Source organism: Lysinibacillus sp. GW247-5R2A, from assembly GCF_059424475.1.
This window is the reverse complement of sequence record NZ_JBWKZL010000006.1, coordinates 193,950-210,564: the sequence shown is the minus strand read 5'-3', so window position 1 is coordinate 210,564 and position 16,615 is coordinate 193,950. Positions and strand designations below refer to the sequence as shown.

The 16,615-nt window shown below is 37.0% G+C and carries 11 protein-coding genes and 1 pseudogene; 10 read left to right on the top strand and 2 right to left on the bottom strand.

The window, feature by feature from the left end; genetic code table 11:
* Positions 1-85 precede the first annotated feature (85 nt).
* The 6 genes from AC07YC_RS11500 to AC07YC_RS11475 all read left to right on the top strand — a co-directional run bounded on the left by AC07YC_RS11500 (position 86) and on the right by AC07YC_RS11475 (position 8,198).
* Positions 86-1,645, top strand: coding sequence for a glutathione ABC transporter substrate-binding protein (locus AC07YC_RS11500; protein WP_336635330.1), 1,560 nt, complete (start codon positions 86-88; stop codon positions 1,643-1,645).
* A gap of 42 nt (positions 1,646-1,687) precedes the next feature.
* Complete coding sequence (locus tag AC07YC_RS11495; RefSeq protein ID WP_494919419.1) at positions 1,688-2,938, top strand: amidohydrolase family protein; 1,251 nt, start codon at positions 1,688-1,690, stop codon at positions 2,936-2,938.
* Positions 2,935-4,146 carry an amidohydrolase gene (locus AC07YC_RS11490; RefSeq protein WP_494919418.1) on the top strand — a complete coding sequence of 404 codons (1,212 nt, stop codon included), beginning with the start codon at positions 2,935-2,937 and terminating at the stop codon, positions 4,144-4,146. The genes AC07YC_RS11495 and AC07YC_RS11490 overlap by 4 nt, the downstream gene beginning before the upstream one ends.
* A gap of 168 nt (positions 4,147-4,314) precedes the next feature.
* Entirely contained in the window at positions 4,315-5,220 is a 906-nt protein-coding gene (locus AC07YC_RS11485; RefSeq protein WP_336635333.1) for a DMT family transporter, read from the top strand.
* A 762-nt stretch (positions 5,221-5,982) separates the two neighbouring features.
* On the top strand, positions 5,983-7,251 hold the full coding sequence (locus tag AC07YC_RS11480; protein ID WP_494919417.1) for an L-lactate MFS transporter: 1,269 nt from the start codon (positions 5,983-5,985) through the stop codon (positions 7,249-7,251).
* Positions 7,252-7,505: 254 nt separating this feature from the next.
* Positions 7,506-8,198 carry an AIM24 family protein gene (locus AC07YC_RS11475; protein ID WP_008176687.1) on the top strand — a complete coding sequence of 231 codons (693 nt, stop codon included), beginning with the start codon at positions 7,506-7,508 and terminating at the stop codon, positions 8,196-8,198.
* A gap of 187 nt (positions 8,199-8,385) precedes the next feature.
* Here the strand turns inward: AC07YC_RS11475 and AC07YC_RS11470 are convergent.
* Positions 8,386-8,559: pseudogene (locus AC07YC_RS11470) on the bottom strand (transposase); the annotation flags it as partial.
* Between the two features lie 331 nt (positions 8,560-8,890).
* Positions 8,891-10,141 carry a BaiN/RdsA family NAD(P)/FAD-dependent oxidoreductase gene (locus AC07YC_RS11465; RefSeq protein ID WP_336635336.1) on the bottom strand — a complete coding sequence of 417 codons (1,251 nt, stop codon included), beginning with the start codon at positions 10,139-10,141 and terminating at the stop codon, positions 8,891-8,893.
* Between the two features lie 287 nt (positions 10,142-10,428).
* On the opposite strand from AC07YC_RS11465, the gene asnB reads away from it, so the two are divergent.
* The 4 genes from asnB (at position 10,429) to AC07YC_RS11445 (ending at position 16,561) form a co-directional block, all read left to right on the top strand.
* A complete protein-coding gene (asnB, locus tag AC07YC_RS11460) occupies positions 10,429-12,276 on the top strand; it encodes an asparagine synthase (glutamine-hydrolyzing) (RefSeq protein ID WP_089985632.1) in 1,848 nt (615 codons plus the stop codon).
* 269 nt (positions 12,277-12,545) lie between these two features.
* Complete coding sequence (locus AC07YC_RS11455; protein ID WP_336635511.1) at positions 12,546-14,159, top strand: putative polysaccharide biosynthesis protein; 1,614 nt, start codon at positions 12,546-12,548, stop codon at positions 14,157-14,159.
* A gap of 10 nt (positions 14,160-14,169) precedes the next feature.
* Complete coding sequence (locus AC07YC_RS11450; RefSeq protein ID WP_336635338.1) at positions 14,170-14,883, top strand: pseudouridine synthase; 714 nt, start codon at positions 14,170-14,172, stop codon at positions 14,881-14,883.
* A 160-nt stretch (positions 14,884-15,043) separates the two neighbouring features.
* Positions 15,044-16,561: a GGDEF domain-containing protein gene (locus AC07YC_RS11445; RefSeq protein ID WP_494919414.1), complete on the top strand. Its 1,518-nt coding sequence runs from the start codon at positions 15,044-15,046 to the stop codon at positions 16,559-16,561.
* Positions 16,562-16,615 lie beyond the last annotated feature (54 nt).

Genomic DNA, 16,615 nt, shown 5'->3' with positions numbered 1-16,615 from the left:
CAAGTAAAGATTTTAAAAAACAAGTGAATTTTATTTCTTTATAATTCGAGATGTAAGGACGAAAACATAAAAGGAGGAAATGTTTATGAAGAGAATGAAGCTTTTTTTATTGATGACACTAATTACTGTTCTAGTTTTGCAGGCATGCTCAACTGCTAGTAATAAGAGTGCTGAAGGTTCCAATGAGGGAGCTAAAAGTGTAGGAGGGGAATTAGTTGTTTTAAGAGCATCAGATGCAACAAGCCTTGATCCTCACTTTATAACAGATATCCCTTCAGCGAATATTATTCATGGCAAAGTATATGAAACACTTGTTGCTTTTGATAGAGATCGTAAAATTGCTCCATTACTTGCAAAAGAGTGGGAACAAAAAGATGATGTCACATGGACGTTTACTTTAAATGAAGGCATTAAATTCCATGATGGCGCTGATTTTAATGCGGACGCTGTAAAAGCTACATTCGATCGCATTTTAGATCCGGAGACTGGTTCACCACAGCGTGATAAATTATCAATGATTAGTGAAGTAGTAGTCGATGATACGTATGTTGTCACGTTGAAATTAAAGGAGCCATATGCACCGCTTTTATCAATTTTAGCAAGCCAGGAAGGTAGTATGATCAGCCCGAAGGCTATTGCAGAAGCGGCAGATGAATTAGCAACACATCCAGTAGGAACAGGTCCATTTGTATTTGATGCTTGGAAATCAGGTCAAGAAATTACATTAAATTCAAACAAAGACTATTGGGGCACAGTACCAAAAGTAGATAAAGTAACATTTAAAGTAGTACCCGAGGATTCTACACGTTTAGCGATGATTGAAAGCGGAGAAGCGCATATCGCTGAGCAAGTGCCAGTAACTGAAATTGATCGTATTGAAAATTCACAAACTATGAATTTATTCCGCGCAGAAGGATTGGCAGTAGAATTCATCGGTTTCAATGTGAAAGATGAATTGTTATCAGATGTTAAAGTTCGTCAAGCAATTAGTTATGCAGTGGACCGTGAAGCAATTATTAGCGGTATTTATGATAATGTAGGCACACTTGCCAATTCCGCAATGAGTCCAAAAATTATCGGTTACTCTAGTGAAACAAAGCCATATGATTATGATGTAGTAAAAGCAAAAGAACTACTAAAAGAAGCGGGTGTTAAAGAAGGAACAAAAGTTAAATTACTAACAAGCGACCGCAAAGAGCGTATTAATATGGCAGAGGTTATTCAATCTCAATTGAAGGGCATTGGTCTAGACGTTGATATTCAAGTAATGGAATACGGCGCATTTATTTCTGAAATTACGAAAGAACAACACCAAATATTTATTAGTGGCTGGGGTAATGCAACTGGAGATGCTGATTATAACCAATTTAATCTATTCCATACTGCTTCTATGGGACCTCCAGGAAACCATTTCTACTATTCAAATCCAGAAATAGACAAGCTAATTGAGCAAGGACGTTCTGAATCAAATCAAGAGGCACGTAATGAAATCTACAAAAAAGCAATGCAGATGGAGTTAGATGATGCTGTGTATATTCCAGTTCGTAACTACGAGCATTTAGCTGTTTACAGTAATGCTGTCAAAGGGTTCTGGTTAGATGCATCAAACTATACGATGATCAGTGGCGTTGAAATTGTAGAATAATCAAACTTGGTGAAACCTACAAATACCAATGAGGAGGAAACTATGAATAAATTACTGCTGAAAAATGTGAGATTAGAAGAGGCATTTGAGCATGAAAATGAACGCATTGTTGCAACGCGTACTGCTATTTATGATGTTCTAATTGTAGATGGATATGTTCAACAAATAGATAAGAATATAGTAGTCGATGGCGATGTAGAGATAGTAGATGCTCAGAAGCAATTATTAGTACCATCTTTCCGAGAAATGCATATTCATATTGATAAAACTTATTTTGGTGGAGAGTGGCAGGCGCCAAGACCTATTACAAAAGGGATATTAACGCGCATTGAGGAAGAACAAACACTGCTTCCTAAACAATTACCGACCTCGGCTTATCGGGCTGAGGAAATGGTTAAGTGGTTTATTTCACAAGGACATACACATATTCGGTCGCATTGTAATGTGGACCCACAAATTGGGACCAAGCATATTGAAATTACAAAGCAAGTGTTAGAAACATATCAAGATCAAATTACTTATGATATTGTGGCTTTCCCACAGCATGGTTTACTGCGCTCTAATGTGGAAGGACTGATCCGTGAAGCGATGGCAATGGGTGCAACGCTTGTTGGAGGAGTTGACCCATCCATTGTAGATAGAAATATTGAGAAATCATTGCAAACAACGATGGCTATTGCTCAAGACTATCAGGCAGGGATTGATATTCATATTCATACAGCTAATACTTTAGGTGAATTTGAATTTTATAAACTAATCGAATTAACAAAACAGGCGAAAAAAGAAGGACAAGTTACGATTAGTCATGCAATGGCGCTTGCGGATTTAGAACAATCAAGATTAGAAAACTTAGTTCAGGCGATGGCTGCTGTTCAAATGGATGTTACAACAACGGTACCAACGGATATTAATCGCTCGACGATACCGATTCCATACCTTTATAACAATGGTGTAAAAGTTTCTGTAGGACATGATAGTTTAACAGATCATTGGTCTCCTTATGGTACAGGAAACACCATTATGAAGTTAAATGTAATGGCGGAGAGATTCCGTTTTATTGATGAATATTCACTAAGTCGCGCTTGGAAATATGCTTCGGGTGGCATTACACCATTGAATGATGCAGGAGAACGTGTTTGGCCACAGGTTGGTGATAAAGCCAATATGCTTTTAGTAGATGGTATTAGTACTGCGCATGTTGTAGCAAGAAGATGCCCTATTTCTACAGTTATTTCACAGGGACGTATTATTCACCAACAGGAAGTTGGAGAGTTGAAAGGAGAATACAGATGAAGCACTGGCTTACAAATGTTCTACTTGAAACAGGAGAATATCTAAAAGAAAATGATACTGTCGGTACAAAGGTGGAGCTTTTTCACCTTGAAATTACAGATGGCTTTATTTCTCGAATTGTACCAGCAACACAAGCAATTGATTCTCTAGATGAAGTAACGGATATGAAAGGGAAGCTGCTATTACCAGCCTTTAAAGAAATGCATAATCACTTAGATAAGACATACTTATCTTTACCGTGGAAAGCATGTGTGCCTGTAAAAAACCTGAAAGAACGCTTGGATCGTGAAGCACAAGAATTATCGGTCCTTGCAACGACTGGGAAACAACGGGCTGCAGCCATGATTGAGAAAATCCTCAATAATGGTGCCAATCATATTCGTACACATGTCAATATCGATCCGTACATTGGCTTAAAAAACTTAGAGGGTGTGCTAGAAGCATTAGAAGATTATAAAGATGTTGTGACATCAGAAGTCATTGCCTTTCCACAGCATGGCTTACTAAGAGACGATGTGCCTAAATTATTACGTGAAGCCTTGCGCAATGGGGCGACGATGATTGGTGGGCTAGATCCTGCTGGTATTGATAATTCGATTGAGCCTTCTCTTTATGAAGTCATGAATATCGCACAAGAATTTAACGTAGATGTTGATATTCACCTACATGATGGTGGCCATGTTGGCTATTATACAATCGATAAATGGATCGATATGGTGGAGGATGCAAACTATCAAGGGAGAACGGCTATTAGTCATGCCTTTTCTCTTGGAGATGTTTCAGCTTTGGAACAGCATAAAATTGCAGATCGTCTAGCACAGCAGCAAGTAAAAATTATGTCAACGGTGCCATTTGATTTAAGACGATTAATCCCACCAATTGATTTACTAACAGAGCATGGAGTGGATGTTCACTTTGGTTGTGATGGCTTTTATGATTCATGGAGTCCATATGGCTCGGGAGATATTTTAGAAAAAGCAACGACTTTTGCAGACAATACACGTAAGCTAGATGAGCGTTCTATTCGACAAACATTAAAATACATTACAAATGGTGTCACACCATTGGATGCCAATGGTCAAAAGGTTTGGCCAAACGTGCAAGATGAAGCAAGCTTTGTTTTCTTTGACGCCGTTTCTAGCGCTGAAGTCATTGCACGTAAACCATCAAAACGGGTGGTTATGTCAAAAGGCAAGTTTATCCATTAAGTATCAATCTAAATCCCCCTTATTTAGATACCGTAGCAAACTAGAAAATTTCTAGTTTGCTATACTTATGTTTTAATAGATAGGAAGAAGTACAAGAAAGGAAAGTAGATTTTTAAAAGAGTTGATCATGAACTATGTAGAAGTCTCTTATATACAGGTGCGATAAATATGAAGCAACTAACGATCTATATGATTTTATTTAGCTGTGTATTTTTTTGGGCCAGTAACTTTATTATTGGCTCTATTTTAATTGAACATTGGTCTCCAATCATGGTTGCCATTTTTAGATTAATGGTCATTGTCCTATTTTTAGGCTGCATTAGTTGGAAGGCAATTATTCGTACAACGTTTACACGTAATGACCTGCTGTTGCTGATCATTGCAGGAATACTAGGTGTTTCCATCAATCACTATAGCTTTTATGCAAGTCTTCAGCATACCTCTCCTATTACCGCGGCATTAATATTAGCCTGCGCACCGATTGTCACATCTTTACTTAATAAAATGATGTATCATGAATCACGAAACGGTATATTTTGGTTAGGGGCAATCATTTCATTTATAGGGGTTGGTCTCATCATTACTAAAGGAGCCCTCATCACCATTTCTATTGGAAAGGGGGAGGTGCTAAGTTTAATTACGATGCTAAGCTTTGCCTTATTCCTTATTATTGTGAATCATCTCAGCCTGAAATTATCAGCCCAGTCCATCACCTTTTATACAAATCTAATCGGTTTGCTGGTGCTTGTCCCTTTTTCGTTTACGATGTGGACACGAATAGATTGGCAAGTAACATACCCTTATTGGATGCTGCTCGTTTTATCAGCGATTATTATTCATGGGATTAGTAATTTACTTTGGAATCAAAAAATGAAAGAGATTGGCTCAACGAATGCTTCGCTATTATTGAATTTTGAGCCAGCTATCGCTATGCTATTAAGTGCAATTTTTTTAAAGCAATTTCCTACAGGTGTCCAAGTATATGGCTCCTTATTGATTTTACTAGGAATTCTGCTATGTATTTACTATAAGGAAATAAGAACTTTGCTTTTTATGAAAAGAAAAACAACTTAAAAAATCAATTATTTTGTACAGTATGTTGGAAATATTTCTAGCATGCTGTTTTTTTTGTATATGTTTTATTTTTTTACAAAAATAATATTTCGCGAAAAATGGACTTGTTCTAGCATATTTATAACCTGATAGAAGCAATTCATTGTGACTTAGAGTGTTGAACGTTCAATTTCAGATGAAAAAAATATATATTTGAATAATAAAAATGAAGGAAAATTGAAAGTGGCTTAAAAATTATACATTCTCTGTATTGTTATAAAAATATTGTTTTACAATTTTAAGTAAAAAAAGAGGTGTTATCCCATTGTTAAGGATATTTTTAAATATAAAAAAATTGTCTGTTTCTATTGTAAAATTCTCACTTATTCTAAAAATTTCTACATTCCGCGTGCTGCATTTGCTGCATTGCAAGTGTTGTTGCCTCCTGTTAAAAATGGTAAAAAGAGACGTATGTATCTGTTGAATGTGAAATTATGCACAAAAATAATTATTTCGATATAATTAATGGTTATTTGTAAAATAGAGTAGAAAAGTAATAATAGCTAAAAGGTGTTATGCTTTTTGTAGGATAAACGCTGTTTTTCTTAGAGACTGTAAGGTTTATTTAATGAAAACCATTAATGGAAAAACAAAATACTTTTTGGAGAAATAATATTTTTTAGAAAAACATCTTGCATTTGAATAATTCTAAGTGTTAAATTGTTTAACATGGACGTTCATAGAATTTTCACAGGTAGCAAAAGAGGGGAGAAATGAGAATTTATGAATAAAAATAGATGGTTAATTGCATTATCTGCAATCGCTATTCACCTTTCAATCGGTGGAGCCTATGCATACAGTGTATACAAGATACCGATTGTCACAGAAATGGGATGGAGTGAAACAAAGGTAACGGTTGCCTTTACCATTATGATGGGGCTTGCTGGGTTTTCAGCTGCATTATTTGGTAGTTTAGTAGAGAAGATGGGACCACGTAAATCGGCGATGGTAGCAGCTGTCTTATTTGGAGCAGGACAAGCTGGTGCAGGAGTTGCAATTTCAATGGATTCGGTCGTGTTGTACTGGTTAACATATGGCGTACTTAGTGGATTAGGTATGGGGATTGGTTATATTGCGCCAGTATCAACGCTTGTAAAATGGTTCCCAGATCGACGAGGCCTAGCAACAGGGATGGCCGTACTTGGTTTTGGATCTGGTGCACTAATTACAGCGCCGGTCGCAGCCAACTTAATGGAGGCAGTTGGCATCTCTACAACATACTTTATTTTAGGGGCATGTTATTTCACGTTAATGATTTTAGGGGCTTCATATATAGCGCCGCCTAAGCCTGGTTATATGCCAGCTAATATGAAGGCAGCAGCCGATAACGGCAAAGAAGTAGTAAAGAAAGATTTAGCAGTTATGTCAGCACGTGAGGCTGTCAAAACAAAGCATTTCTGGATGCTATGGTCTATGCATTTAGTCAATGTTACGGCAGGAATTATGATGATTTCTGTTGCCTCACCAATGGCGCAGGAAATTGTGGGGCTATCAGTTGCAGGAGCTGCAGCGATGGTAGGAATCATGGGGTTATTTAATGGTGGTGGTCGTTTAATTTGGGCCGCTGTGTCTGATTATATTGGACGTTCAAATGTATTTGTTATTTTCTTTACAGCACAGCTAATTACATTTATCATTTTACCACATACAACGAACGTAATTATTTTCCAAGCACTTATTTTCTTAGTTGTTAGTTGCTATGGTGGAGGATTCTCAAATTTACCTGCTTTTGCAAGTGATTTATTTGGAACGAAACAACTTGGTGTAATCCATGGTTATTTATTAACAACTTGGTCATTGGGTGGTATTTTCGGACCGTTGTTAGTAAGCACTATCAAAAATGCTTATGGAAGCTATATTCCTGTATTCTATGTATTTGCAGGGTTAATCGCTGCTTCATTAATCATTTCAATCACATTACGTGCTGATGTACGTAAACAAACTGCTTTAAAAGCGGCACAAAATGTTGGAGACGTTTCCGCAACTCAATAATCTATTTTTACGATAACTCTATAGGTGTCATTTCGCACATGGCACTTATATAGTTATTTTTTTGTATCGATTGTTATATAACAATTTTCGATTCCTCGTTTAATGTATAACAGTACATGCCTGATGTCAATACCATTACTGGAAATAAAAAGATTTCGTTAGTAAAAGAGAAAACGGGATAAGGGATAAACCGCTAAAATTTGAATCTTTTCTCAAAAATAATCGTATATAAAGTAATTAGGGAGGGATCTACTATGGGGAAATTTTCTTTAGATGAATTTGTTCATAAAACACAGCAGGATGATCAAGAAAATGATTATTTTGAATTGGAAACTGAGCGTGTATTAGAGGTTAATTTAAACGGTGAAGTATGGTCCAAAATGGGCGCAATGATTTCCTATACAGGAGACATTAAATTTGAACGTGAGCGCGTGTTGGAGCACGGACTTGGTAAGATGTTTAAAAAGGCTTTAACAGGTGAAGGTACACAATTGATGAAAGCGAGTGGGAAGGGCAGACTTTATTTAGCCGATCAAGGTAAGAAAGTAACCGTCTTTGATTTGAAAAACGACAGTCTTTGTGTAAATGGTAATGATCTACTTGCCTTTGAGCCTAGCATCAACTGGGATATACGGTTAATGCGGAAAATGGCTGGCATCATGTCAGGTGGTTTATTTAATGTAACGTTACAAGGGACAGGGAAAGTAGCGATTACAACACACTTCGAACCATTAACATTATTAGTAAAACCAGGTGAAACGGTTTATACTGACCCACATGCCACTGTCGCGTGGTCAGGGAATTTAACACCCGAGTTTAAAACAGATATTAGCTTCCGTACATTTATTGGTCGTGGAAGTGGCGAATCAATCCAGATGGCGTTTTCGGGTGAGGGCTTTGTCATTATCCAGCCATTTGAAGAAGTATATATGTCTAGTGAAAGCTAAAAAAGCGTGTCCGTTTTGTCGAGGGCACTGAAAAACTTACGTTTTCATAAAAGCGAACCTTTTTCAGTTGAAAATAAGGCATTTCTTGTTCAATTTTGAACAGGAAGTGCCTTATTTCTGTCTCTATTCCTTATTCATTTTCGTTTAGTAGCTTTAATATCCGTTTCAAATTAACAGCGAATATCGTTGGAGGAATGGCATTTCGTCCATTGTCTAAACAATATTTTGTTTTTAACTCTTCTAAAATGAATGAAAAATCAACAAGTTCATTGATTTGGCGAAGTATATTATCTTTTGGCACAACAATATCGTAGATCGCCATATATAGACTTAAATTAAGGGTTTCTTGATTTGAAATCATCGGGGATACCACCTGCACATTCATTCTTTTATTATAAAGGAAAGCGTGACAAATAATAGTGTGATACATTGCGTTGTTTGGAGAAGCATCGCTCGACTCCTGCGGGAAAGTGAGACAGACGAGACCCCGCACGAAGCGAAGCGTAGGAGGAGGCTCGGCGCTCACCCGCGGAAAGCGAGCGGAATGCTTCGGAAAACAACAGTAGAGTCACAGTGCAAAATGAAAAAAGCGAGGTATTCAACAATTTACTCGTTAAATACCTCGTGATGTGAGAAGATATAGACTTTTTCAGTGCCCTCCGTTTTGTCCGGACACGCTTTTTCTTCTATTATTATAATGCGGCATTCATTCCTGCAATACGCCCCGTTACAAGGGCGGAGGTAATATTATAGCCTCCTGTATAGCCGTGAATATCTAGGATTTCACCACAGAAGAATAGTCCTTCTTTTCTCTTGGAAGCCATTGTTTTTGGCTCAATTTCTTTTACGGAGACACCACCACCTGTAACGAATGCTTTATCAAGTGATTGGGTGCCGCTTACTGTCAAAGTGAAGCTAACGAGTAAACGAGCTAGCTGACGAATTTTATCTTGGGATAATTCGGCACCCGTTACTTGTACATCGATATTTGCCTGTTCACATAAAAATAACAGCCAACGTTCTGGGGCGATGCCTTTCCAAACATTTTTCACAGCCTTTTTCGGATCCTCTTTGATCAACTTATTTAAATATTGTAGACATGTTTCTTCATTATAATTCGTTAAAGTTTGTATACGCATTGTTACGGGCTCATAGCCTGTTTTCATTAATTCTTTCACAACGAATTGACTACAGCGTAAAACGGCAGGACCGCTTAAGCCAAAGTGTGTAAAGAGCATGTCCATTTGATGGGTAACGAGTACCTTCCCTTTTTTGTTTAGCACAGAGACAGCAACATCACGTAAGGCTAGACCCTGTAGTTCACGTGCTTGGATGAAATCCTCTTTCGAGATAACAGGGACTTCTGTTGGGAATAAAGTTGTGATTGTATGGCCAGCTCGCTCTGCCCATGGATAGCCATCGCCTGTCGATCCCGTTTGTGGGACAGCCTTGCCACCAACGGCTACAACGACAGCTTGGCTACGAATCTCGGAGCCATCTGTAAGACGAACACCGAGAATTTTTTCTTCATCCATGACAAGCTTGTTAACGGCTGTGTGTAAACGAACTTCAACATGTAAACGTTGAAGCTGACGAATTAGCGCATCGACAACATCTTGTGCACGGTTAGATACAGGAAACATTCTACCGTGATCCTCTTCTTTTAGAGCAACACCAAGCCCTTCAAAAAATGCAATAATATCTTCATTATTATAAACGGTAAAAGGACTATAAAGAAAACGACCATTACCAGGTATATGCTTCACGATTTCTTCAACAGGCAAACGATTGGTCACATTACAGCGTCCACCACCAGAAATAGCTAATTTTTTGCCAAGTTTTGCACCTTTTTCTAACAATAAAACTTTCTTTTTCCGCTCTCCAGCAGCAATCGCCGCCATTAAACCCGATGGACCACCACCGATCACGATTACATCATACATAGTTAGAAACTCACTTTCTTTTCAATTTAGGAATCTTTCCTATTATACATGAAGTCTATATAGAGTAGGGGCTTCTTTGACATTGAAAATAATAGCAAAGTGTTTTATAATTCTTTATCCCTTCCTTCGTATTGAAGGGTATTTTATAGTAGAATGAAACACAATAAATTTTGTTATACAATTATATCGATGAAAGTTTCCTTTATGAGCATTGTCAGCATGAAATGAATGTCTTTTCATGCTATTATGGTAAAGGTTATGCACTAAATTATGAGGTGAAAAATAGAATGTGCGGATTTATAGGTTATATTAATGGAACAAATGTGATTGATCATCATCAAACAATTGAAAATATGATGAATACAATTATTCACCGCGGGCCAGATAGTGGTGGTATTCACAGTGACGATACAGTAACGTTAGGATTCAGACGATTAAGTATTATTGATTTATCAGATGTAGCAAATCAACCATTATATAGTGAAGACGGCAATATTGTGCTTGTGTTCAATGGAGAGATTTTTAATTTCCAAGAGCTGCGTGCAGATCTTATTGAAAAAGGACATACTTTTAAAACGCAATCAGATAGTGAAGTTATTATCTATGGCTATGTAGAGTACGGTGTAGACTTTGTGAAAAAGCTACGTGGTATGTTTGCTTTCTGTATTTGGGATAAAAAGAATGATTTACAATTCATTGCTCGTGATGGCTTTGGTATTAAACCATTGTATTACTCTGAACATACAACAGATGGTACGTTTATTTTTGGCTCTGAAATTAAATCATTTTTACCACATCCTTCATTTATTAAAGAATTAAATAAAAAGGCATTACGTCCTTATTTAACATTCCAATATTCTTCGATGGATGAGACCTTCTTTAAAGGGGTCTTTAAATTACCACCAGCACACTATATGCTCATTCAAAATGGCAAAAAGCAAATTGTGCAATATTGGGATAAAAAATTCCATGCTAAAGAAGCTTCCATTGAAAAATACATTGAAGAAATACGTTCAACTGTTAAAGAATCAGTAGAAGCTCATAAAATCAGTGATGTAAAAGTTGGTTCATTCTTATCAGGTGGTATTGACTCAAGTTATATTACGTCCTTATTACGTCCAGATAAATCATTTTCAGTTGGGTTTGCTGATTATGAAGATATGTTTAATGAAACGAACCTAGCAAAAGATTTATCTGATACGTTAAATATTCAAAATGAACGTAAGTATATTACGGCAGATGAGTGTTTTGAAGCTCTTCCAAAAATCCAATGGCATATGGATGAGCCACAATCGAATCCTTCTTCTGTACCTCTGTACTTCCTTTCGGAGCTAGCCTCTAAAGATGTAACAGTTGTACTATCAGGTGAAGGAGCGGATGAAATTTTCGGTGGCTACTCTTGGTATCAAAACTCAGGAAGAATGCAAAAATATGAAAAACTTCCATTGGGTGTTCGTAAAACGTTACGTGGAATCGCGGAAGCTCTGCCTAAAAGCCAATATACGAACTTCCTTATTAAAGGTGGTCAAACGGTAGAGGAACGCTTTATAGGGGAAGCAGTAGTTTGGGATGAAGTAGATGCAATTAATGTTTTAAAACCTGACTATAAAAATGCACCATCTGTAAAATCTATTACAAAACGTATTTATGACGAAGTACCAGGTGAAGATGATGTGACGAAAATGCAATATTTAGATTTAAATCTTTGGATGCCAGGCGATATTTTATTAAAAGCTGACAAGATGAGTATGGCGCATTCGATTGAATTACGTGTACCATTCTTAGATAAAGAAGTAATGGAATTAGCTAAAAATATTCCTTCTCAATATCGCGTCAACGACATTGATACAAAATATGTTCTGCGCCAAGCTGCACATCAGGAATTACCAGAAGAATGGGCTAAACGTCCGAAGTTAGGCTTCCCAGTACCAATTCGTCACTGGTTGCGTGAAGAAAAGTATTACAACATGGTAAAAGAAATGTTTACTACTGACTTTGCCAATGAATTTTTTGATACAAAACAATTAGTTGGCTATTTAGATGAACACTATGAAGGAAAAGCAAACCGAGGTCGTTATATTTGGACAGCCTATGTATTCCTAGTGTGGTATAAAAAGTTCTTTGTGGACATGTAATAAAGAAATGGGCTTTAATCGGTGGGGTTTTTTGTAATCCTCACCGATTATTTTCAGGTCTTTTTTCATCAAGTATACTTTTTAATGAACTTTTTGCTGATTTTATGCGTCTCATTTCCTATAAATATGTTAAGATTACAGTTGGTTTACTTATGAAACTTTCGAGCGACAGCGCTTGCATGTTGTGACTATAAAAAACGAAAAGATTTTTATATGTATACTTGGAAATATAACTATAATATTGATTTTACAATGAATGGATGGGTATGATGTCCAATTTAATGAAAGGTACAGCGATATTAACATTGGGGATGTTTTTATCGAAGGTGCTCGGATTAATTTATATTTTTCCGTTTTATGCAATTGTCGGAGAGAAAAATATCGCGCTCTACCAATATGCATATATCCCTTACTCTATTATGCTGGCAATCGCCATATCAGGTGCGCCCATTGCTGTCTCCAAATTTGTTTCTAAATATAATGCAATGGGGGATTATCAATCAGGTCGGAAGCTGATGAAATCGGGCATACTCATTATGATGATGACAGGTTTTGCAGCATTTATTGCTCTCTTTTTCCTTGCTACACCGATAGCAGGATTGGTGATTAAAAGTGAAGAACAAGTTTTTACAGTAGATCAGATTGCTTCGGTCATAAGATGGGTTAGCTTTGCCTTAATTGTTGTACCTTTTATGAGTCTTTGGCGAGGATTCTTCCAAGGCTATGACAAAATGGAGCCTACCGCTGTTTCACAATTAGTCGAGCAAATTGTGCGAATTGTCGTGTTACTAGGCGGTTCCTTCATCGTGGTGATTGTGTTCAAAGGTAAACCAGAGACTGCCATTTCCTTCGCAGTATTTGCAGCCTTTATCGGAGCGATTGGTGGCTTAGGTGTTCTTTATTATTATTGGAAAAAATATCAGCCTGAATTTAACTTATTACGCAGTCAAAGTGTAACCTCTACACAGCTGCCCATGTCCAATATTTATAAAGAAGTTATTACCTACTCCATACCAATGGTGTTTGTAGGTGTAGCCAATCCACTATTCCAATTAGTCGATATGCTTACATTTAATGGGGCTATGACATCCATTGGCTTGGCTGAGGTGACAGATACCTATCTATCAATGATTAACTTTATGACACATAAGGTTGTCATTATTCCTGTCATGCTAGCAACAGGTTTTTCGATGGCGCTTGTCCCGACGATTACAAAATATTACACACAGGGCGAATATTTATCGCTACGTCATGCGATGGATAAAACCTACCAAATTTTAATTTTCATTACATTACCAGCTGTAGTTGGTATTTCTCTATTAGCAAATGAAATTTACTTTATGCTGTATTCAGAAAGTGAAATGGGTTCGATGATTTTAGCCCACTATGCACCTGTTGCCATTTTATTTGCGTTATTCCAAGTGACAGCTGCCCTATTACAAGGAATTGATTTTCAAAAATGGATTGTCTTCAGCTTATTATCAGGAATTTTCGTTAAACTAGCGCTAAATATCCCATTAATTCGTTTGTTGGAGGCAGATGGCGCTATTGTAGCAACTGCAATCGGGTATAGTGTATCGATTATTATTAATATTCTTGTGTTACGTAAAACATTAAATTATCGATCAGAGATGGTCGTTCGACGTGTCATGTTAATTGCATTATTGACTATGGCGATGGCGGTCAGTGTGATGATTGTCCATAAGCTACTGGAATTACTAATGGGTCCAGTTGATAGTAAATTCTCAGCATTATTGTTCTCTGTTATTTGTGCAGTTGTTGGCGTAGCTGTCTATGGCTTCTTGTCACTCCGTATAGGTTTGGCACAAAAGCTATTAGGTGAACGATTAACTCGTATTATGAGCAAGCTGGGAATGAAATAGGAGTGGTAAGATGCGGTTAGATAAATTACTTGCAAATATGGGATATGGCTCTCGCAAGGAAGTGAAACAGCTATTAAAGCAAAAAGCTGTCACAGTAGATGGTACTTCTGTTAAGGATGCTGCTATGCATGTTGACCCAGAACAGCAAAATGTGTCCGTCTATGGAGAGCGTGTCGTTTATACAGAGTTTGTCTATTTTATGATGAATAAACCACCAGGTGTTATTTCTGCAACAGAAGATTTAAGAGATGAAACAGTTATTGACCTATTGGAGCCGTTAGACCAGCATTTTCAACCTTTTCCGGTTGGCCGACTCGATAAAGATACAGAAGGCCTACTCGTATTAACGAATGATGGTATATTAGCTCATAATTTATTGTCTCCTAAAAAACACGTGCCAAAGGTTTATTACGCACATATTGAAGGTGTTGTAACGGAAGAGGACGTAGAGAAATTTGCAGAAGGTGTGGAGCTAGATGATGGGTATATGACAAAGCCTGGCAAGCTTGTTATTCTAAAATCTGCGCCACAATCTGAAATTGAGCTAACCATTCAGGAGGGCAAATTTCACCAGGTGAAGCGAATGTTTGAGTCTGTAGGTAAACGTGTAACCTATCTAAAGCGTATATCTATGGGGAATCTAAAATTAGATGATCACCTGGCGTTAGGAGAATATCGTGAGCTAACTGCAGAAGAATTAAACTGCTTACAAAATAACCCTTAACAAGTTCCTCGGTGCTAAGTTAGCATCGGGGATTTTTTATATACAGCCTTATGACAGTAACTGTATAATATGTAATGTGTTATCTTAGTATAGTGAAGAAGCGTATTATTGTCTAAAATATTTCCAAAAAATGATGGTGAAAATAAGTAGAGGGCCAATAATGAAGAACCTGCGAATTAAATTATTACTATCTTTAATAGCTTTTGCAGTTATCCTGGTTGCTGTAATTTCAGGTGTGAATAGGCAAATATTAGTTGATGATATAGAAGAACAAGTTGCCAGGAATAGAGTGTTAATAGAAAATCATATTCTTACAGATATGCGAACAGTAGATAATGCTCATCTATATTTTGATGAAGACATGTCAGACGAGATGGAGCAGGAACTGAGAGCTTTAAAAAACTATTATCGTGAGAATCCGAATGTTGCTACATGGGATTTACAACAAATGAAAAATAAACATAATATGGATATATACATAGTAGATCAGTCTAACACAGTGATATACACAACATTTGATAAAGATATTGGTTTTAATTTTTCTAAGTGCTGTCAGCGTTTTTCTGCATTATTGGATGAGCGACGTGCGAGTGGAGCGTTTTTTACAGACGGGATAGACATTTCCACAACGACAGGAGAATACCGAAAATTTGCCTACCTTGCTACACATGATAAGAAATATCTACTTGAACTAAGTATAGACTTATTGAAAAACTCAGTCTTTCAAACCTTTAACTTTGAGAAAACTTCAGAATATTTGGTAGCAAAATATGTTGATTTAGTAGAAGTTCAAACGATTAGTGCTGGTGGGGTTTTCTTTAATGATTCAAGATCGAAGCGGATAACCGTTCAAGAACAATCCGAACAGTTTCAGAAATATTTTGAGCTAGCAAGGAAGAAGATGCAGCCTGTCGAGTATCAACAAGCATTTAATCAGGGGGAGATTGAAACACATCTTTTTTTACCCTATGAAGCTGAGACGGTCAGAGGGGAGTCTTCCAAAAGAATTGTTTATGTGAAATATACCAATTTCACAAAAATGGAAGCGCTTCAAAAAAACACAAAACAGTTTTGGATTTTACTAGTCATTGCTTTAGTAACCGCCTTTGTCATGCTGTTAGTTATTAATAAAATACTCTCTAAAACAATCCATCTCGCCACTTTTGATCCGTTAACAGGTGTCTATAATCGTGCAGCCTATATTCGAAAAATGGATAGCTTACTAAAGAAACGAAAAATAAATAAGCCTGGATTATTGTTAATCGATTTAGATAATTTTAAACAAGTAAATGATCAGTTTGGCCATGCGGAAGGGGATCATATCTTAATTGGAACGGCAAAAATCTTAAAAAAAGTAGTGAGAAAAGATGGTTTTGTCGTAAGGTTTGGTGGAGATGAATTTGCCATTGTTTTGTATGATACAACAGAGCATCATATGCAACAGCTAGCAGATGCCATCTTGGCGCAAATAAGGACGCTCAAATTCGAAGGTCAAGCCATAGAGAAATGGTCGGTACTATCGGTGAGTATGGGAGGGGCTATTTATCATCATCCCGAAGATTCAGAGATGAGCTTATTTGAGCGAGCGGATCAAGCACTATATCAATCGAAAAATGCTGGTAAAGACCAATACTCTAGTTATGCTGAAGTCGCTGCTGACGAAGATGCCAAGCTTTAAAAAACGCCCCATACTATAAATAGCAAATTAAGCTATTTGATAGATATGGAGCGT

Bases quoted from the DNA above. Each gene is read 5' to 3' on its own strand.
- AC07YC_RS11450 (WP_336635338.1), top strand. From the start codon at position 14,170: ATGCGGTTAGATAAATTACTTGCAAATATGGGATATGGCTCTCGCAAG.
- AC07YC_RS11495 (WP_494919419.1), top strand. From the start codon at position 1,688: ATGAATAAATTACTGCTGAAAAATGTGAGATTAGAAGAGGCATTTGAG.
- asnB (WP_089985632.1), top strand. From the start codon at position 10,429: ATGTGCGGATTTATAGGTTATATTAATGGAACAAATGTGATTGATCAT.
- AC07YC_RS11475 (WP_008176687.1), top strand. From the start codon at position 7,506: ATGGGGAAATTTTCTTTAGATGAATTTGTTCATAAAACACAGCAGGAT.
- AC07YC_RS11490 (WP_494919418.1), top strand. From the start codon at position 2,935: ATGAAGCACTGGCTTACAAATGTTCTACTTGAAACAGGAGAATATCTA.
- AC07YC_RS11455 (WP_336635511.1), top strand. From the start codon at position 12,546: ATGTCCAATTTAATGAAAGGTACAGCGATATTAACATTGGGGATGTTT.
- AC07YC_RS11500 (WP_336635330.1), top strand. From the start codon at position 86: ATGAAGAGAATGAAGCTTTTTTTATTGATGACACTAATTACTGTTCTA.
- AC07YC_RS11465 (WP_336635336.1), bottom strand. From the start codon at position 10,141: ATGTATGATGTAATCGTGATCGGTGGTGGTCCATCGGGTTTAATGGCG.
- AC07YC_RS11485 (WP_336635333.1), top strand. From the start codon at position 4,315: ATGAAGCAACTAACGATCTATATGATTTTATTTAGCTGTGTATTTTTT.
- AC07YC_RS11445 (WP_494919414.1), top strand. From the start codon at position 15,044: ATGAAGAACCTGCGAATTAAATTATTACTATCTTTAATAGCTTTTGCA.
- AC07YC_RS11480 (WP_494919417.1), top strand. From the start codon at position 5,983: ATGAATAAAAATAGATGGTTAATTGCATTATCTGCAATCGCTATTCAC.